Genomic DNA, 17402 nt, shown 5'->3' on the forward strand with positions numbered 1-17402 from the left:
TTTTAAAGTTTGTAAATGAGAAAGAAAAGAGTGTTGATTGTAGATGACGATTCGAGGAATATTTTTGCTTTGGTTAATACCCTTAAAGCAAAAAACTTTGAATGTCTGTCTTGTTTAAGTGCCGAAGAAGCTTTAAGATTATTAAAAGAAGATACAGAGATTGATGCCGTTTTAATGGATATGATGATGCCTGAAATGGACGGTTACGAAGCCATTCCGCTTATAAAACAGATTCCTTTACAGGAAAATACGTTTGTTGTCGCTGTAACAGCGCAGGCAATGACAGGGGATAGAGAAAAATGTTTAGAGGCTGGGGCAGATGCCTACATATCAAAGCCTGTGGATGTAGATAAATTGCTCCAAATCTTGGGGGAAATTTGAATGAAATTATGATTGAAGATATTGAGCTCGAAGCTCTTATAAATGATGTATACGAATATTACGGTTTTGATTTTGGAAGCTATTCCAGAGCGTCACTTAAAAGACGTGTGAGCAGAGTTTATGTCTTAGATGGATTTAAACATTTTCATGAGTTTCTTTCAAAAGTACGCACAGATCCAGAATATTATAAAAGAATGATCGATGAGATCACGGTTAATGTTACAGAAATGTTTCGTGATCCGTCTTTTTATCAAGTACTTAGAAAAGAAATTTTACCCTTATTAGGGACAAAACCATTTATAAGGATTTGGCACGCCGGCTGCTCTACGGGAGAAGAGGTGTATTCGATGGCTATTTTATTAAAAGAAGCCGGATTACTGCATAAATCTATTTTGTATGCCACAGATATTAATGCTGCGGTTTTAGAAACAGCCAAAAGCGGTATTTTTCCGTTGAGAATGATAAAAGATTACGCGGACAATTATCGGGATTCTGGAGGAGAAGAAGATTTTTCTAATTATTATATTGCCAATTACGGATTTGCAAAGTTTAACGAAGATCTGGCAGAAAAGATGGTTTTCTCGCAGCACAATCTGGTTTCAGACACTTCGTTCAATGAGTTTGACCTTATTTTGTGCCGTAATGTTTTAATTTATTTTGATAATAATCTGCAAAAAAGAGTCGTAAATCTATTTGATGACAGTCTGGCTGTTTTAGGATTTCTGGCGCTTGGAACAAAAGAAACTATAAAATATTCTATATCTCAAAGCAAATATAAACAGTTTGAGAAGGAGAAAATATGGAGAAAAATAAAATAATAGATTGTAAAGTAGTCATTATAGGAGGTTCGGCAGGAAGTTTACAGGCATTGTTACAGATTCTGCCTTTTATAGAACCGCCGACATCTTTTGCAATGGTAATTGTGGTACACCGAAAAAATTCGGATGAACAAACTTTAGAAGATCTTATTGCCCTTAAAGCAAAAATAAAATTACGAGAAGTAGAAGATAAAACCCCGTTGGAAAAAGGCTATATTTATATTGCACCTTCTAACTATCATTTATTATTTGAGAAAAACGAAACGCTTTCGCTTGATACTTCAGAAAAAGTAAATTACAGCAGACCCAGTATTGATGTTTCTTTTGAATCGGCTGCCGAAATTTACGGCAGTGCTCTTATAGGGATCTTACTTTCGGGTTCTAATACGGACGGTACAGCGGGTTTAAAAGCAATTCAAAAAGCCAGCGGTATGATTATAGTACAAAATCCGCTTTCTGCAGACATGCCTTTTATGCCCAAAAACGCTATGTTAAATACCAATCCCGATTTAGTTTTAACGCCTCAGGAAATTCTGGAGTTTTTAAAGGAAATCAATAAAGCCTGATTTTAGTAAAATCAGGACAAGGATTACTATGTTTTAGTTTTTGTCTTCTGGAAGTATAACTTTGTTAAGCTCAGCTTCTTTTGCAGCACGTCGTTGTGCCGCTTTTCCTTTTCCAATTGGGATTCCCGCTGTCAAATACAGCGATCTGTTATAAACATTCGGTCCGTCACCTTTCATAACCGGAACCAATCCGTAGTAGTACTGAATTGTAAAGTTTAAGCCGTTGCCCACATTCATATGATAACCAGTTCCAAAAGCAATTCCGGCATCAATAACCCGGATCTGGTCTCTGATTTTCTTTTTGTAGACCACATCATTGTCGTTGATTTCATTTTTAAACTGATCAAAAGCAGAAGCCAAAAGTCCCAGCTGAGGCCCTGTTTTAAGATAAATTCTATTTTTAAATTGATACTTAATTAAAATTGGGACATTAAAATAGCGAATCTCGCGGTCAACTGTTCCGCCTGCAAAGGTGTTGTCCAGATTAACATCATCAAGAGAATAAACCGGAATATGGCGCGCACCCATAGGCGATTTTACAATGACGCCCGTATTGATCATCCAGGCCGGATTTTGCTTTGATCTGATATCAAAATAAAAACCAAGATTAAAACCAGGATTGAGACCGTTGCTTTCCAGATCAGAAATGTCCGAAAGGTTAATACCGCCCTCAAGACCAAATTCTAAAAAAGGCGAGTTCAGTTTATCCCCAAAAATTAAGGAAATTAAAACTTGTGACCTTGCAGGAGCCATGCAGAAAAGCACGAAAAGTAATAACAAACCTTTTTTCATATTCTAAAATTAAAGTCCAAAACGGTATTGAAGACCTCCTAAAACCTGTGTGCGGCTTCCTAAAAATCCTGTTTCAAGTCTAAACATGATATGTTTATTGTATTGAAACTGAGTTCCTACAATAAAATTCCACATGTCTTTTGGAGATTTTTGAAGTGAATATTGAATTGTTGAAGATTCTGCCGTACTCAAAGCTCCGTCTAGGGTAGAAAGAAAAGTTCCTGCTCTTTCTAAAGCACGGTTGGCGGTATTGTGTTTGGCAGCATTTGCAGGATTTGCCTGTTGTGCCGGACTTAAACCATTCCACCAGCTGTCGACTTTTGCTTGGTTTTCATTAACTTTAGTAATTCCATCATCGACTTTTGTCTGAGCGGTACTAAGATCAAAAACATCTGACAAAGCTATATTTCCTTTTGTACCTCCTTCAATATGAACTCTAAAACCGCCAACCCATAGAGCGATATTTCTTTCGGCTTTACGAAGTTTAAAAGTTTTACCTAATCTGGGTCCGAAAATATACGAGAAAGCCGGCTTGTCCAGTGCGTCAACATCGCTCCAGGACATATTCATATCGAGAGCCAGCCAGCCCCCGCCAATACCAATCGTTGGCGTCATACCAATTCCGAAAGTAGTAGCGTCAAAATTTGCTTTTGTACTAAAACTTGCAATCTGCGACCAATTATTATCAGCGTCAGGAATCCAAATTCCAGCATTTATTTTAGTTGAGGGCTTTGCTTTACCAAAAATTCCATAGACATTTAAAAAGGGAAGCAGCCAGATATCAGGTCGGATTGTGATGGCACCAGCTTCTACAGAAGATTTATCAAAACGAACAATTTCATCTAAATTGTATAGAGGACCGTTATTAAAACCGACCTCCAGATTTTTTATAATAATTTCAGAATCCTGCCAAAAATAATTTACAGATAATCCGGCAGAATACGGAAGGTTATAGCCTTTTTGAGCCACTTTTTCGCCCCAGATAGGCAGTGCATACGGATATTCTACTATTTTGAGGCTGTCTTTTAATTGTTGATTTTTTTCTCCAACAATTTTATCGGTGTAAACTTGTGCAAAACTTTGCAAACTGCATAAAAATAAAACGGCTGATATTAGTTTAGTACATTTCATAGATTAAGTGCTAATAGTTAGTGAATGAATCTAATGTTAAAAAAATATGTGCGATTATATTGTAAAGAAGTAAGGGCTGTTACTACTCAAAGAAGAGCTTAGGCGTGTAGTTTATACGGTAATTATTGTTAAAGATAACTAAATTTTCTTTCAAAAATAACATCAACTGCTTATTTATGAGATAGGTATAGAATTTAAAGAGAGAATAAACTATTTTTAGTTTTTGTAATAAAATAAATATTATTTTTGTTTTGATGAAATGGATAACTACAATATTATCACTGTATTTAGTGCTGCTTTCCAGTCTGCCTTGTTCAGATATGGAAGAAACAAGTCCTATTCACCAGCGAACAGAATTTGCAGCAACAGACCATTCTCACGAAAAACAAAGTGATTTATGTTCTCCGTTTTGCATTTGCAATTGCTGCGGTGCGCATGTTTTAAGTTATCAATCGGCCAATGTTTTTGATTTTAAAATTCCTGCAGCAGTAATTTCAATTTCACTTCCAAGTTACAAATCAGTATTTAGTTCCAACTTCTACGGAAGCATTTGGCAGCCCCCTCAATTAGTATAATGATCCCCAGCCGATAATTCGGAATTTGGGGTAGAGAAGTGTGGATTTTCCACAAAATCAAAATAGACAAGAAATTGTCTCATTTCTCATTTCATTATATTCAAATGTTAGATAAAATCATACAATTTAGTATACGAAACAAATTCGTTATACTCTTATTTACCTTGGTATTAATTGCTTTTGGGAGTTATTCCCTTAAAAAATTACCCTTAGATGCGCTTCCAGATATTACCAACAATCAGGTGCAGATTATTACCACCGCTCCAACCCTGGCAAGTCAGGAAGTAGAACAGTTGATTACCTATCCGCTGGAACAAGCCGTAAAAACAGTTCCGGATATTATAGAACTTCGCAGTATTTCGCGTTTCGGATTATCTGTTGTCACCGTTGTTTTTGAAGATGATGTCGATATTTATTGGGCACGAGAACAAATTTTTCAGCGCTTAAAACAAGCCGAAGAAAACATTCCAGATTATGTAGGTTCGCCAGAACTAGCGCCCATTACAACAGGTCTGGGCGAAATTTACCAGTACGATGTTTATGCCAAAAAAGGATATGAAAACAAGTACAGTGCAATAGAATTAAGAACAATTCAGGATTGGATTATTATTCCGCAATTACAGGGAATAAAAGGTGTTGCCGATGTAAGTTCCTGGGGCGGAAAACTAAAACAATACGAAATCGCCGTAAACCCCAATACATTAAATAGTTTAGGCGTAACCATTACCGAAATTTTTGATGCTTTAGAAAAAAACAATCAAAATACTGGAGGTGCTTATATCGAAAAAGATCAATATGCCTATTTCATCCGCGGTGTCGGAATGGCAAAAGGTGTAAAAGACCTCGGAAATGTCGTTGTCAAAAACCGAAATGGTTCTCCCGTTCTCGTGCGCGACGTGGCACAGGTTCGGGAAGGCGTGGCACTGCGTTACGGTGCTTCTACAAAAGACGGAAAAGGCGAAATTGTTTCGGGTTTGGTTTTAATGCTGAAGGGAGAAAACTCAAGTGCAGTGGTAAACCGCATTCACGAAAAAATGATTCAGATTAATAAAAGCCTGCCAGAAGGCGTTGCAGCTGAGGCTTATATTGACAGAGGAAAATTGGTAGACAATGCCATCGGAACGGTTACCAAAAACCTTTTAGAAGGAGCTTTAATTGTGATTTTCGTACTGATTTTATTTCTAGGAAACCTCCGTGCCGGATTAATTGTAGCATCTGTAATTCCGCTCGCCATGTTGTTTGCCATTATTTTAATGAATGCCTTTGGAGTAAGCGGTAATTTAATGAGCCTTGGAGCGATAGATTTCGGAATCATTGTTGACGGAGCCGTCATTATTGTAGAAGCGACGATGCATCATCTGCAAAAGCTAAAGCTTAAAAAAGAATTAACACAGGAAGAAATGGACCTTGAAGTCTACAATTCGGCTTCGAAAATCAGGAACAGTGCAGCCTTTGGCGAGATCATCATTTTAATTGTATATCTGCCCATTCTTGCGTTAATAGGAACGGAAGGTAAAATGTTTAAACCAATGGCAATGACAGTTGGTTTTGCCATCGTCGGTGCCTTTATTCTTTCACTTACCTATGTGCCGATGATGAGTGCCTTATTTTTATCTAAAAACACAGAACACAAAGAAAATTTTAGTGACAGAATGATTCTATGGCTCGAGAAAAGGTACGCCCCCTTATTGAAAAAAGCCTTAGAGTTTAAACGTGCTGTTCTCATTACCGCCATCGGATTATTTGCGTTGAGCGTGCTTCTTTTTCAGAATATGGGAGGCGAATTTATTCCGACAATCGAAGAAGGCGATCTGGCCATTAATGTTACGATCATGACGGGAAGTTCGCTGACACAGATGGTAGAAACAACAACTAAACTGGAAAAAATATTAAAAGATAAATTTCCTGAAATTAAAACCATCGTCTCTAAAATCGGAAGCGGTGAAATTCCGACCGATCCGATGCCAATAGAAAGCGGAGATTTGATTATTGTACTGAAAGACAAGAAAGAATGGAAAGGCAAATATCGTAATTGGGAAGCTTTGGCAAATAAGATGAAAGAAGAAATGGAAGTAATTCCGGGTGCCAATATTGAGATTTCACAGCCGATTCAAATGCGTTTTAACGAACTAATGACTGGAAGCCGATCGGATATTGCAATCAAGATTTTTGGCGACGATTTAGAGATCTTAGATGCCAAAGCTGCCGAATTGATTTCGAAAATAAAAAATATTGAAGGCGTAGGCGACTTAAAAGCAGATAAAGTGAGCGGACTTCCGCAGATTACGATTAAATACGATTATAATAAAATTGCCCTTTACGGATTGAATATTTCAGACCTTAACCAAATTATCCGTTCTTCATTTGCAGGCGAAATCGCGGGTAAAATCTACGAAGAAAGTAAACGATTTGATGTGGTGGTTCGAATGAACGAAGACAATCGGGCCGATATTACAGATGTAAGTAATTTGTTTATTCCGCTCCCGAACGGACAGCAGGTGCCGCTTTCGCAAGTTGCTTCTGTAGAATACGAACAAGGTCCGGTGCAGGTCATTCGTGAAGACGGAAAAAGAAGAATTACGGTTGGCTTAAACGTACGCGGACGAGACATACAAAGTGTTGTAGAAGAAATTCAGCAGCGATTGGACCAAAACTATAAACTACCAGCGGGTTATTTTGTAACGTATGGCGGACAATTTGAGAATTTGATAGAAGCTTCTCAACGTCTTTTAGTCGCTCTGCCAGTGGCTTTGGGACTCATTTTGGTGCTTTTGTATTTTACTTTTAACAGTATAAAACAAGCTGTTTTAATTTTTACGGCGATTCCGCTTTCAGCAATGGGCGGTGTTTTTGCATTGCTGCTCCGCGGTATGCCGTTCAGTATTTCGGCAGGGATTGGGTTTATAGCGTTATTCGGAATCGCAGTTTTAAACGGAATTGTTTTGATTTCGTATTTCAATCAACTCAAAACAGAAGGAGTTACAGATCCGCTGCAGCGAATTTACATCGGAACAAAAACAAGATTAAGACCTGTTTTAATGACGGCTGCTGTGGCATCATTAGGATTTTTGCCAATGGCATTATCCACAAGCGGCGGAGCAGAAGTGCAGAAACCTTTGGCAACTGTAGTAATCGGCGGGTTATTTTCTGCGACATTACTGACTTTGATTGTACTGCCGATTTTGTATTTATTATTGGAGCGTGGGTTTAACCGTGGAGATTTTAACCGCAAAGAGCGCTAAGGTTTACGCAAAGCACACAAAGAAATTTTAAAAGAGAAAAAAAATGAATTCAATATATATAACACAGTATATAACCTTTGCGAACTTTGCGAATCTTCCTTTGCGAACTTTGCGGTTAATTACGCTCGCATTGATTAGCACATTTTCGCAAGCACAAGAAAAAATCAGTCTTGAAAAAGCACTGGAACTCGCCAAATCAAACAACATCGATTTAAAAATTGCCGATAAAGAAATCGAAAAACAAACGATTCTCATAAAGACCGCTTTTCAGCCTGATGCCTTACAGATACAATATCAGGGCGGTCAGTTTAACAGCGTCGATTTTGACCACAATGTTTCTATACAGCAGTTTTTTCCGCTGGGAAATGTAACCAAAGCCAATAGGCAATTACAGGAAGAACTCGCAAAACTGGCAGAAAAACGCAAAGCATTATCTGTTTATGAAGTCGAAAAGGCGGTTACTTTAGCGTATTATCAATATTTATACGGGGTTTCGGTTCAGAAATTGAATACAGAACTAAATGATGTATATACCAAATTCCTAAAAAATGCCGAACTGCGTTTTCAAACAGGAGAAAGCGGGAATATTGAAGTAATCAGTGCTAAAGCAAAAGTCAAAGAAATAGAAACCCAGAAAGCACAATTGGAATATGATTTGGCTGTCTATCAAAAACAATTGCAGTTTTTTATTCAAACCAATGAAAATATCATTCCGGACGAAAAAACGGCTTTGCAATACTCGTTTGTACAAAACACAGGAGATTCAAATGCAGCTGTACTGCTGACCAATTTTTACCAGCAGCAGATTTCAGTTTATCAGAAAGAAAACAACGCTTTTAAAGCACAGCGAACACCAAAATTAGGTTTAGGATATTTTGCACAAACAATCAACACAGAATCCCTTTTTCAGGGTTTTACCGCTGGATTGCAAATTCCGTTATTTGGAGCTGTTAATACGGCAAAAGCAAAAGCGGCAGCAATGAGTATTTCGCAGTCTCAACTGGCTTTGGATAAAAGTAAAATCACGCTGCAGCTGCAACAGGAAGAACTTCAAACTAACTTTTTGAAACAGCAAAAAGCATTAGAATATTTCCAGAAAGAAGGTTTGCAATACGCTGATCAGATTATCAATACGGCGCAGAAAAGTTATGCCAACGGCGATATGAGTTATTGGTCGTACATCAGTTTTTTAAATCAGGCCATTGATATTAAGAAACAATATGTAGAAGCGGTGCATAATTACAATCAAAGCGCTGTTGAAGTTCAATTTCCAACTTTAAAAAATTATTAAAAATGAAAAATATATCGAATTATTTAACCGCAAAGTTCGCAAAGGAGTTGTCGCAAAGAACGCCAAGTTTAATTTCGTTGCGTGCCTTGCGCTTTTTCCTTGCGGTTAAACTAAGCTGCAATGAAAAGAAAACGGATTTAACCACAAAGATCGCAAAGGAGTTTTCGCAAAGAACACCAAGTTTAATTTCGTTGCGTGCCTTGCGTTTTTTCCTTGCGGTTAAACTAAGCTGCAATGAAAAGATAACGTATTTAACCGCAGAGATCGCAAAGGAGTTTTCGCAAAGAACGCCAAGTTTAATTGCTTTGCGTACTTCGCGTTTTTTCCTTGCGTGCCTTGCGGTTACCTTAATCAGCTGTAATGAGAAAAAAGCAGCAGAAACCCACGAAGAAGAAAAATCTCAGACAGAAGTTGCTTTAACTGAATCTCAATACAAAACAATTGGCATTGAAACCGGCGTTGTTGAAGATCGAAATCTCAATAAAATCATTAAAGCAAACGGTTATACAACAGTTCCGCCTCAAAATTCTGCAGAAGTTTCGACTTTAATCGGCGGAACAGTTAAAGATATTTTTGTTTTAGAAGGCACTTTTGTGAATAAAGGAAAGGTTTTAGCAACCATTCAGAATCTGGAAGTAATAGAAATGCAGGAAGATTATCATTCGGCGACAGCCAATATCGAATACCTGCAATTAGAATACAACCGCCAGAAAACGCTGAGCGATGAAAATGTGAATCCGAGAAAGGTCTTTCAGGAAGTAAAAGCAAAACTGGCCGCCGAAAGAGCGCGTGCGCAGGCAGCAAAAAATAAGCTCGATGCATTGCACGTTTCTACAAAAGGAAGCACTTCTGTAGTTCCGATTGTAGCACCGATAAGCGGTTATGTTGGTAAAATTAGTATTGCCAAAGGCGCTTTTGCTAATACTGGAGTTTCACTTTTTGAAGTGGTAGACAACAGCCAGATGCACCTTGATTTAAACGTTTACGAGAAAGATCTGGGTTCGATTTCTGTAGGTCAAATAATTGATTTTGTATTGACCAATCAATCCAATAAATCGATTAAAGGAAAAATTTTCGGAATCAATAAATCTTTTTCTAACGAAAGTAAAACGGTTGCTGTTCACGCTAAAATTGATCCGCAGGATGCAAAAGGTCTAATTTCTGGAATGTATGTTTCGGCTAATATTAACATCACCAATGCGACCGTGCCAGCGCTTCCAAAAGATGCCGTCGTTCGTAATGCCGATAAATATTTTGTTTTTATGCAGGAGGAAGGGCATGCAGAAGAAGAACAGGATCATAAAGCTGCTGACAAAGAAGCAGCAGGCAAAGCAGAATCTCATGGAAACGAAATTCATTTTAAAGCCATTGAAGTAATTCCAGGCACAACAGATTTAGGCTTTACAGAAGTGAAGTTTGTAAATCAAATTCCAGAAAATGCCAAAATTGTAACCAAAGGTGCTTTTTACCTGCTTTCGGCTATGAAGGGCGGAGGAGAGCATGAGCATTGATTTTTTTTAAGGTGCTGAGATGCTGAGGTTCTGAGTTTTTTTCTTATTGTATGTTTATTTCTTCCTTCGATGGAAATGACAAATAGTGGTTAATTCTTATTAAACAAAAACTTAGTGCCTTAGCGCCTTTGCGGCCATAAACAAAATGCTTAAATTTAGAACATTATTAAAACAAGGTTTTGTGAACATAAAACTTGTCCCGATAGCTATCGGGATTAAACGTGAAGCTTCAAAATGATACATCAAGATAAAGAAGTTAAAAATATAAAAAGCAAACCCAAAACTACCTGCTGCTGTTCGCATGACGAACCCGTGCACGCAGATAATGACGGACATGACCATGAAGGACACGATCATGAGCACAATGCAGAAGGAAGCATTTTTAAAATGTTTCTTCCCTCTATTATATCGCTTATTTTACTGCTTATCGGAATCGGATTCGACAATTATTTTCCACAGCCATGGTTTACAGATTATGTTCGAATGGCGTGGTATGCGATTGCGTATCTTCCGGTTGGAATTCCGGTTCTGCGAGAAGCGTATGAAAGCATTCTAAAAGGAGATGTTTTCTCTGAATTTTTCCTAATGTGCATTGCCACGATTGGCGCATTTGCCATTGGTGAATATCCTGAAGGTGTTGCGGTTATGCTGTTTTACACGATTGGAGAAACTTTTCAGGGAATGGCGGTCAGTAAAGCAAAATCGAATATCAAAAGTTTATTAGACCAGCGTCCGGATGAGGTTACGATTCTGGAAAACAATATCGCCGTAAAAGTCAAAGCAAAAGATGTTCCCATTGGAGCGATTATTCAGCTTAAAGCAGGAGAAAAATTAGGACTGGACGGCGAATTGTTATCCGATTCCGCTTCTTTTAACACGGCAGCTTTAACGGGAGAAAGCAAACCCGATACGAAAAAGAAAGGCGAAACAGTTCTGGCAGGAATGATAAACGGAAATACAATTGCTGCTGTAAAAGTAACTACGGCTTACAACGACAGTAAATTGTCTAAAATTCTGGAAATGGTGCAGAATGCCACGGCAAAAAAAGCGCCGGCAGAATTGTTTATTAGAAAATTTGCCAAAATCTATACGCCAATTGTAGTGTATCTGGCGATTGCCATCTGTCTTTTGCCAATGCTTTTTGTCGACAATTATATTTTTAATGTATGGCTTTACAGAGCTTTGGTTTTTCTGGTTATTTCCTGCCCGTGCGCTTTGGTGATTAGCATTCCGTTAGGATATTTTGGCGGCATCGGGGCTGCGAGTAAAAACGGAATCCTGTTTAAAGGAAGTAATTTTCTGGACAGTATTTCGACCATTCAGAATGTCGTAGTAGACAAAACGGGAACCATGACCGAAGGTGTTTTTAAAGTTCAGGAAGTCATTATAAAACCTGAATTTGATAAAGACGAAATCCTAAAATTGGTCAATGCTTTAGAAAGCCGAAGCACGCATCCTGTGGCAACGGCAATTCATAATTATGCGGGAGCAATTGATCCTTCGGTAGAATTGAAAAATATCGAAGAAATTTCCGGACACGGGTTAAAGGCAATTTACAACGAAAAAGAACTGCACGTTGGGAATTTTAAACTTCTCGATAAATATTCCATTGCTTATGATATTGATCCGTCTGCTATAGTGTACACGACAATTGCCATTGCTTTTAATGGTAAATTTGCGGGCTACTTAACCATTGCGGATGAAATTAAAGCAGATGCGCAGGAAACGGTTTCTAAACTAAAATCTTTAGGCGTAAAACTAACCATGCTGAGCGGTGACAAAACTAATGTAGTACAATTTGTTGCCGATAAACTGGGAATCGCAAAAGCTTATGGAGACTTACTTCCAGAAGACAAAGTCAATAAAGTCAACGAAATCAAAGCCAAAAACGAAACCGTAGCTTTTGTCGGCGACGGTGTAAACGATGCGCCCGTAATTGCGTTAAGCACCGTTGGGATTGCGATGGGAGGCTTAGGAAGTGACGCTGCAATCGAAACCGCAGATGTTGTCATTCAGGACGATAAACCGAGCAAAATTGCAATGGCCATAAACATTGGTAAACAAACCAAAAAGATTGTCTGGCAGAATATTACTTTGGCTTTTGTTGTAAAAGCTTTTGTATTGATTCTGGGTGCCGGGGGACTGGCTACCATGTGGGAAGCCGTTTTTGCTGATGTTGGTGTTGCGCTGTTAGCGATTCTAAATGCGGTAAGAATCCAGAAGATGAAGTTTTAAAGTTTGATTTGCGAAAAACAATTATTCAGCTCCTTCTTCTTCTGGAATTTCATCTTTTACGTTCCGTAGGAATGTTTGATCATTTTGTGGTTATCAAAATAACGAATATCATATTTCACAGGAACATTATCAGGTTAAGCCATATCGATCAAACCTCTTTTTACAACATAATGGTCATCATTTTTGACCAGATAAAATTGTGCTGCAAATCCAGAAGGTTCGCCCATATAAGTTACGCTGACATCAAAATAGCGTGTATTTTCTCTTTCTTCTCCCCACATAAAATCATCTAAAATTCCTAGATTTCCCAGCCATTCTAAATTGTTCAAAAATTCTTTTCCTTCAAAAGATTCATCCTCGGCAATTTCATGAATAAGATAGTGATCACGCCAAATTACATGAATCGATTCTTCCCAGTCGTTATACAGATGGTCAACGCTGTTTTTGGCATTGTCGAGTTCTCCTTTTTTTAAATAATCAAAAAAATCTTCAACTGCTTTTTGGGCTTCAAGTTCGGTTGGTTTTTCTTTCCAGGTTTTAAATGCAGGCATAAATGGGTAGTTTAAATTAATGATTTTCGGAATTTTAAAAGGTTTTTCTTTCAATACAAATAAACTAATTTTCTATTTAATGGGAATGCGTTATACTTTAATTTGTAACTTTTTTTACTTAAATAAAAAGGAAATTAGTTTAAATAAAAAGACCGTTTTCAATAAGAAACAGGTGGAGGTTTAGGACACGATACGGCAATTGAACGGCAGTTATCGTCATTCAGTACGATAAACCGGCAAAATCGCATGGTTTAAATATTGGCAGACTAACCAAAAAATGTGCGGCAGAATATTACTTTGACTTTGGTTTCAAAACCTTTGAATTTATTGCAAAGATTCTATCAGGTCTTTCCATCTCTTTTCAGAATAAAAACTTCGGAATTCTTTATTCGACAACAAATCTTTTTTAATTAAGTCTCCTCTGAGATAATTTAAGCCTAAAAAATCCAGCGAAATGCTTCTGTATTGTTCTTCGGTAGTTTGATTGTAGATATTAGCAAAGAGTGTGGCCGCTTCAAAATTTTGAGCACTTGTCATGCCTCCCAAAATCATAGAGGCATTATTGTAATTGTCGTATACTTTTTTAAATTCCTTTGTTTGATAGTAATTTTTGGCTTCATTGATAAGATTAAATGTATTTTCTGTATCATTTTCAGCTCTTTTTAAAGCTTCAACAGCGGTTGGAAGAGTATACTCAAAACCATAATTCAAGGCATAAATAGCTAAAGGAAGAAGTTTGAGTGCCATTCTGCGTTTATCAACTTCATGTTCATTTACAATTCCCCTAAAACTCGAAGCTTTGCCGTTTTGAGTCCAGTTGACCTGAGTTCCGTAAAGTTGTTTGTAGTTAAGATTGCACTGCACGCGGTCATACAAAAAGGCGTAATTTTCCATATCCAGTTCGTTGGTGCCTTTTAGTTTTTCCATTTCATATAAGGCCGATTTTTGAAATAAAATATCCTGATCGGCATGCTGTACAATAAGCCAGAAATTATGGGCGCCGTCTTTTCCGATTTCTGATATTTTGGGCCAGCCGTTTGATTTTAGAATTTCTTTTGCTGTCGAAAGATTTTTAAAATCCAATTCGTTTATTTTCTGTTGTATTAAATTTAATTGTTCAGGATCAGAAGTTTGAATTTTTGAATATCTGATTTTTTGATCTTCAATTCCCATCGAATTGATTTTTTTTCTCAGTTCCGGAAGTTTTAATGTTTCTACATAGTGCTGCTCTTTTAAGCAGGCTTTGTTTTCAATTGCTTTCCATTCTTGAGAATAATTAGTACGAATAAAATCAAAATACGGATCGATTAGCAATTGATCTGCTTCTGTCCAGCCTTTATCCAATGACAAATCTAAATACTGAAATGCTTTTGTTTTATTTTCGTCAAGCGAATATATTCCAGCTGCTTTGTAAGCATTTAAAGCATCGGGATTTTCAATTAAAAATGCCTTTTCTAATTTCGGAACAGCATTTTTATAATCTTTTTGAAGATGTAATAAAGAAGCTTCAGCAATCAGCTTCTCATATGTGTAATTTGTTTGTGATTTTGAAGTAAAGCAGTTCAAAAACAGAAGCGTAATAAATATACATCGTTTCATTTGTATTGATTTTAACGGTATTATTTTGATATGCTTACCACGAAAATACAAATTTAAGATAAATCGAAAGTCAAATTCATTAATTTGAAAAAGACTTGATTTTAAGGCTGTTATTTCTTCAAATGTTTGGGTTCCTGAATTTCGCCATTGCCAAAAGACCAATTTTCGAGTCCGTTATTTTCTAGCAAAACAATGATTACATTATTAATTGTTATTTCTGTTGAAGCCGCAATTCCAGCTGCAATTTGGTGATACAATTTCTTTTTTTGTTCCAAAGTTCTTCCTTGCCCTGCCGTAATTTGGATGTAGACGATATCTTGAGAATGCGAAATTCCAAGGTAACTTTCGGGATATTTTATTTGATGAGGTTCTAATTCTTCAATAACATGAAAATAATCATCCTTCGGAATATGAAATGCCGCAATTAAAGATTCATGAATTGCTTTTGAAATAGTATCTTTTGTTTCTAATGAAAGTTTTTTGGGCAGACTGATTCGGACAAATGGCATTTTTAGAGTTTAAATTTTTTTATAAAAATAACGAATAATAAAGGATGATAAGGAGAAGAAGAACTAAAATTTCAACTCAATTTGATTTCCATTATTTTCAATGCGAATCTCCGTTTTATTGCTTTCAGACGGAGTTTGTGTCGGGTACCAGTTTCGATTTGGTTTAACCATAATCAATAAACCTTCGTCATCACCAATTGCGGCAAAAATTTCGCTGTTGGTATTTTTAGAAAAGAATTCCAGTCCGTGTTTTGCTGCTAATTGTTTCCCCAATTCTAACGGATTTTCATTTACAATCCCAATTTCACTGATATTTAATATTGATTTAGAACTAAATGCTGCCATTTGCGAGTTGTCAAGATCATGTCTGGCAATGAATTCTAGTAAATTTCCGTTATTATCGTAAAAATACGATGCGTTGGCATTCCAGTTTTCAAAATTGGCAATAAAGTTTTGATCTTCAATACTAATTAAATCTACTTTGTTTTTGCACCATTGAATGGCTTCGTCTAGTTTATTATTCGGAATATTGAAAGCCAAATGATAAATCGATTTAAACGCTGGATTTTGAACAAACTCTAAAATAGAATTTCCGGCTTTAATGGATAGTGATTCTGTATTTTTTTCTATAATGGAAAGCCCCAGAACGTCTTGATAGAATAATGTGGTTCTGCTGGATATTATTAGTCTGAATTTGGATGTGTTCTAATTCCATAATGGTATTTTTATTGAAGAAATAAAGCTTCTTCCGTTTCAAACAAATTTAAAGAATCACTCGTGTTTTCTGGCTCGGATGCTATTTTATGCTTTGATAGAAGGATAAGAAATTAGTATAGAAAGTTCTGCATTATAAATAAAAAAAGCCCATTTCCAAATAGAAAATGGGCTGAGTTAATTTGTAAATTTTGGGGCAATTACAAACTAACTAAATTATTTTGGCATTTCTGGAACCATAATTCTTCTGGTTGGCGTGCTTAACGTTTCTATAAATGCTAGTAAATCACTGATTTCTTCTTTGTTTAATTCTAATTTTCGAAGCATTGGATCCGATTTTGGAATTAAAGAATCTCGTGCTGTTCCCAGATATTTCTTTTGAACCGGAGACGGATTTCCTAAATTGTACAATTCCACTACGTCTAAAAGAGTTGGAAAATGTCCGTGATGCATCCATGGTTTTGTGTTTACCACTTCGCGTAAAGTAGGCGTTCTAAATTTGCCAATGTCTTTTACATCTTTGGTTACATTATAGCGTCCGAAATCTTCATTTTTAGTTCCAAATAAAGTCTGTCCGTCATTATGAAATTGATTATCACTAAAATAAGGCGTATTATGGCAGTTGATGCATTGCGCTTTGGTTCTGAATAAATGCAATCCTTTGACCTGAGAATCGGTATAAGCTTCAGATTTCCCGCTTACAAACTGGTCAAATTTACTTTTCGGGCTGTTGATTGATCTTTCGAACGTCGCAATCGCGTATTGAATTCGCTCCAGCGTTACTTTTTTATTTCCAAAAGCAGCTATAAATAATTCGTTATACCCTTTAATTTTCGCAATTTTATCAACGGCAATCGTCAGTTTTTCATTCATTTCTAACGGATCTGAAACAGGAAACTGCGCTTGATCTTCTAAACTAGAAGCACGTCCGTCCCAAAATAGAGAAGTGGCATAGGCCGAGTTTAAAATCGTCATCGAATTGCGTTTTCCGGTTTGGCGATCATGCCCGAAAGAACGCGTCAAATTATCAGTCCAGCCCAATTCCGGATTATGACAGGAAGCGCACGCAATCTGGCCGCTTCGTGATAACCTCGGATCAAAAAACAAGATCTTTCCCAGACTTTCCTTTTCCTTAGAATACGGATTATAGGCAGGATAAGGCACAGCAGGAAGCACACCGATATCCTGAAATTTAGACTTGTCAACATTTTCATGCAATGCCGCAGCAGGCCATTTAGAAGCATCACCGCTAGAATACAATTTTCTGAGTTCCTGAACATCAATATATTCAGGTTCGTCCAGACTTTTATAAGCCGTTAAGCTCAAAAGGAATAGGAGAGGGAAGATTAGCTTTTTCAATTCTTTTGTTTTTTTTGTTTTTGTTTTTGTTTTTTTGTTTTTGTTTTTTTGTTTCAGGTTTCAGGTTTCAAGTCTCAGTGTTCAGTGTTCAGTTTTTAGTGTTCAGTTTTATTGTTCAGTATCAGTTT

At 36.9% G+C, this 17402-nt stretch carries 15 protein-coding genes; 8 read left to right on the forward strand and 7 right to left on the reverse strand.

From position 1 onward, the window contains the following. Nucleotides 1-15 precede the first annotated feature (15 nt). Genes C4F50_RS04775 through C4F50_RS04785 form a run of 3 tightly spaced genes read left to right on the forward strand, consistent with a single transcriptional unit; the run spans nt 16 to nt 1765 of the window. The gene (locus tag C4F50_RS04775) at nt 16-381 is read left to right on the forward strand and encodes a response regulator (RefSeq protein WP_193845276.1); all 366 of its coding nucleotides are present in this window, start codon (nt 16-18) and stop codon (nt 379-381) included. An 8-nt stretch (nt 382-389) separates the two neighbouring features. Then, complete coding sequence (locus C4F50_RS04780; protein ID WP_193845277.1) at nt 390-1199, forward strand: CheR family methyltransferase; 810 nt, start codon at nt 390-392, stop codon at nt 1197-1199. After that, on the forward strand, nt 1181-1765 hold the full coding sequence (locus tag C4F50_RS04785) for a chemotaxis protein CheB (RefSeq protein WP_193845278.1): 585 nt from the start codon (nt 1181-1183) through the stop codon (nt 1763-1765). The genes C4F50_RS04780 and C4F50_RS04785 overlap by 19 nt, the downstream gene beginning before the upstream one ends. Before the next feature lie 33 nt (nt 1766-1798). On the opposite strand, the gene C4F50_RS04790 is transcribed toward C4F50_RS04785, so the two are convergent. Both C4F50_RS04790 and C4F50_RS04795 read right to left on the reverse strand, forming a co-directional pair. After that, the gene (locus C4F50_RS04790) at nt 1799-2557 is read right to left on the reverse strand and encodes a porin family protein (protein ID WP_193845279.1); all 759 of its coding nucleotides are present in this window, start codon (nt 2555-2557) and stop codon (nt 1799-1801) included. 9 nt (nt 2558-2566) lie between these two features. Then, nucleotides 2567-3688: a hypothetical protein gene (locus C4F50_RS04795; RefSeq protein WP_193845280.1), complete on the reverse strand. Its 1122-nt coding sequence runs from the start codon at nt 3686-3688 to the stop codon at nt 2567-2569. A gap of 254 nt (nt 3689-3942) precedes the next feature. On the opposite strand from C4F50_RS04795, the gene C4F50_RS04800 reads away from it, so the two are divergent. From C4F50_RS04800 to C4F50_RS04820, 5 genes are all read left to right on the forward strand, one after another. Then, nucleotides 3943-4263, forward strand: a complete 321-nt coding sequence (locus C4F50_RS04800) for a DUF6660 family protein (protein ID WP_193845281.1) — start codon at nt 3943-3945, stop codon at nt 4261-4263. Between the two features lie 104 nt (nt 4264-4367). Further along, nucleotides 4368-7505, forward strand: coding sequence for an efflux RND transporter permease subunit (locus C4F50_RS04805; protein WP_193845282.1), 3138 nt, complete (start codon nt 4368-4370; stop codon nt 7503-7505). 43 nt (nt 7506-7548) lie between these two features. Next, the gene (locus C4F50_RS04810; protein ID WP_193845283.1) at nt 7549-8796 is read left to right on the forward strand and encodes a TolC family protein; all 1248 of its coding nucleotides are present in this window, start codon (nt 7549-7551) and stop codon (nt 8794-8796) included. A 2-nt stretch (nt 8797-8798) separates the two neighbouring features. Continuing rightward, on the forward strand, nt 8799-10307 hold the full coding sequence (locus C4F50_RS04815; RefSeq protein WP_228011949.1) for an efflux RND transporter periplasmic adaptor subunit: 1509 nt from the start codon (nt 8799-8801) through the stop codon (nt 10305-10307). 234 nt (nt 10308-10541) lie between these two features. After that, nucleotides 10542-12542, forward strand: a complete 2001-nt coding sequence (locus tag C4F50_RS04820) for a heavy metal translocating P-type ATPase (RefSeq protein ID WP_193845284.1) — start codon at nt 10542-10544, stop codon at nt 12540-12542. Between the two features lie 134 nt (nt 12543-12676). Here the strand turns inward: C4F50_RS04820 and C4F50_RS04825 are convergent, their stop codons facing one another. From C4F50_RS04825 to C4F50_RS04845, 5 genes are all read right to left on the reverse strand, one after another. Beyond that, nucleotides 12677-13093, reverse strand: coding sequence for a hypothetical protein (locus tag C4F50_RS04825; protein ID WP_193845285.1), 417 nt, complete (start codon nt 13091-13093; stop codon nt 12677-12679). 324 nt (nt 13094-13417) lie between these two features. Then, nucleotides 13418-14692: a DUF6624 domain-containing protein gene (locus C4F50_RS04830; RefSeq protein ID WP_193845286.1), complete on the reverse strand. Its 1275-nt coding sequence runs from the start codon at nt 14690-14692 to the stop codon at nt 13418-13420. A 110-nt stretch (nt 14693-14802) separates the two neighbouring features. Then, nucleotides 14803-15201, reverse strand: coding sequence for a tautomerase family protein (locus C4F50_RS04835; protein ID WP_193845287.1), 399 nt, complete (start codon nt 15199-15201; stop codon nt 14803-14805). A gap of 63 nt (nt 15202-15264) precedes the next feature. Next, nucleotides 15265-15741, reverse strand: coding sequence for a glyoxalase (locus tag C4F50_RS04840; protein ID WP_228011950.1), 477 nt, complete (start codon nt 15739-15741; stop codon nt 15265-15267). Nucleotides 15742-16131: 390 nt separating this feature from the next. After that, nucleotides 16132-17274, reverse strand: a complete 1143-nt coding sequence (locus C4F50_RS04845; protein ID WP_228011951.1) for a cytochrome-c peroxidase — start codon at nt 17272-17274, stop codon at nt 16132-16134. Nucleotides 17275-17402 lie beyond the last annotated feature (128 nt).

Origin of the sequence: Flavobacterium hungaricum (assembly GCF_015182285.1) — a bacterium.
GTDB classification, from domain to species: Bacteria; Bacteroidota; Bacteroidia; order Flavobacteriales; family Flavobacteriaceae; genus Flavobacterium; species Flavobacterium hungaricum.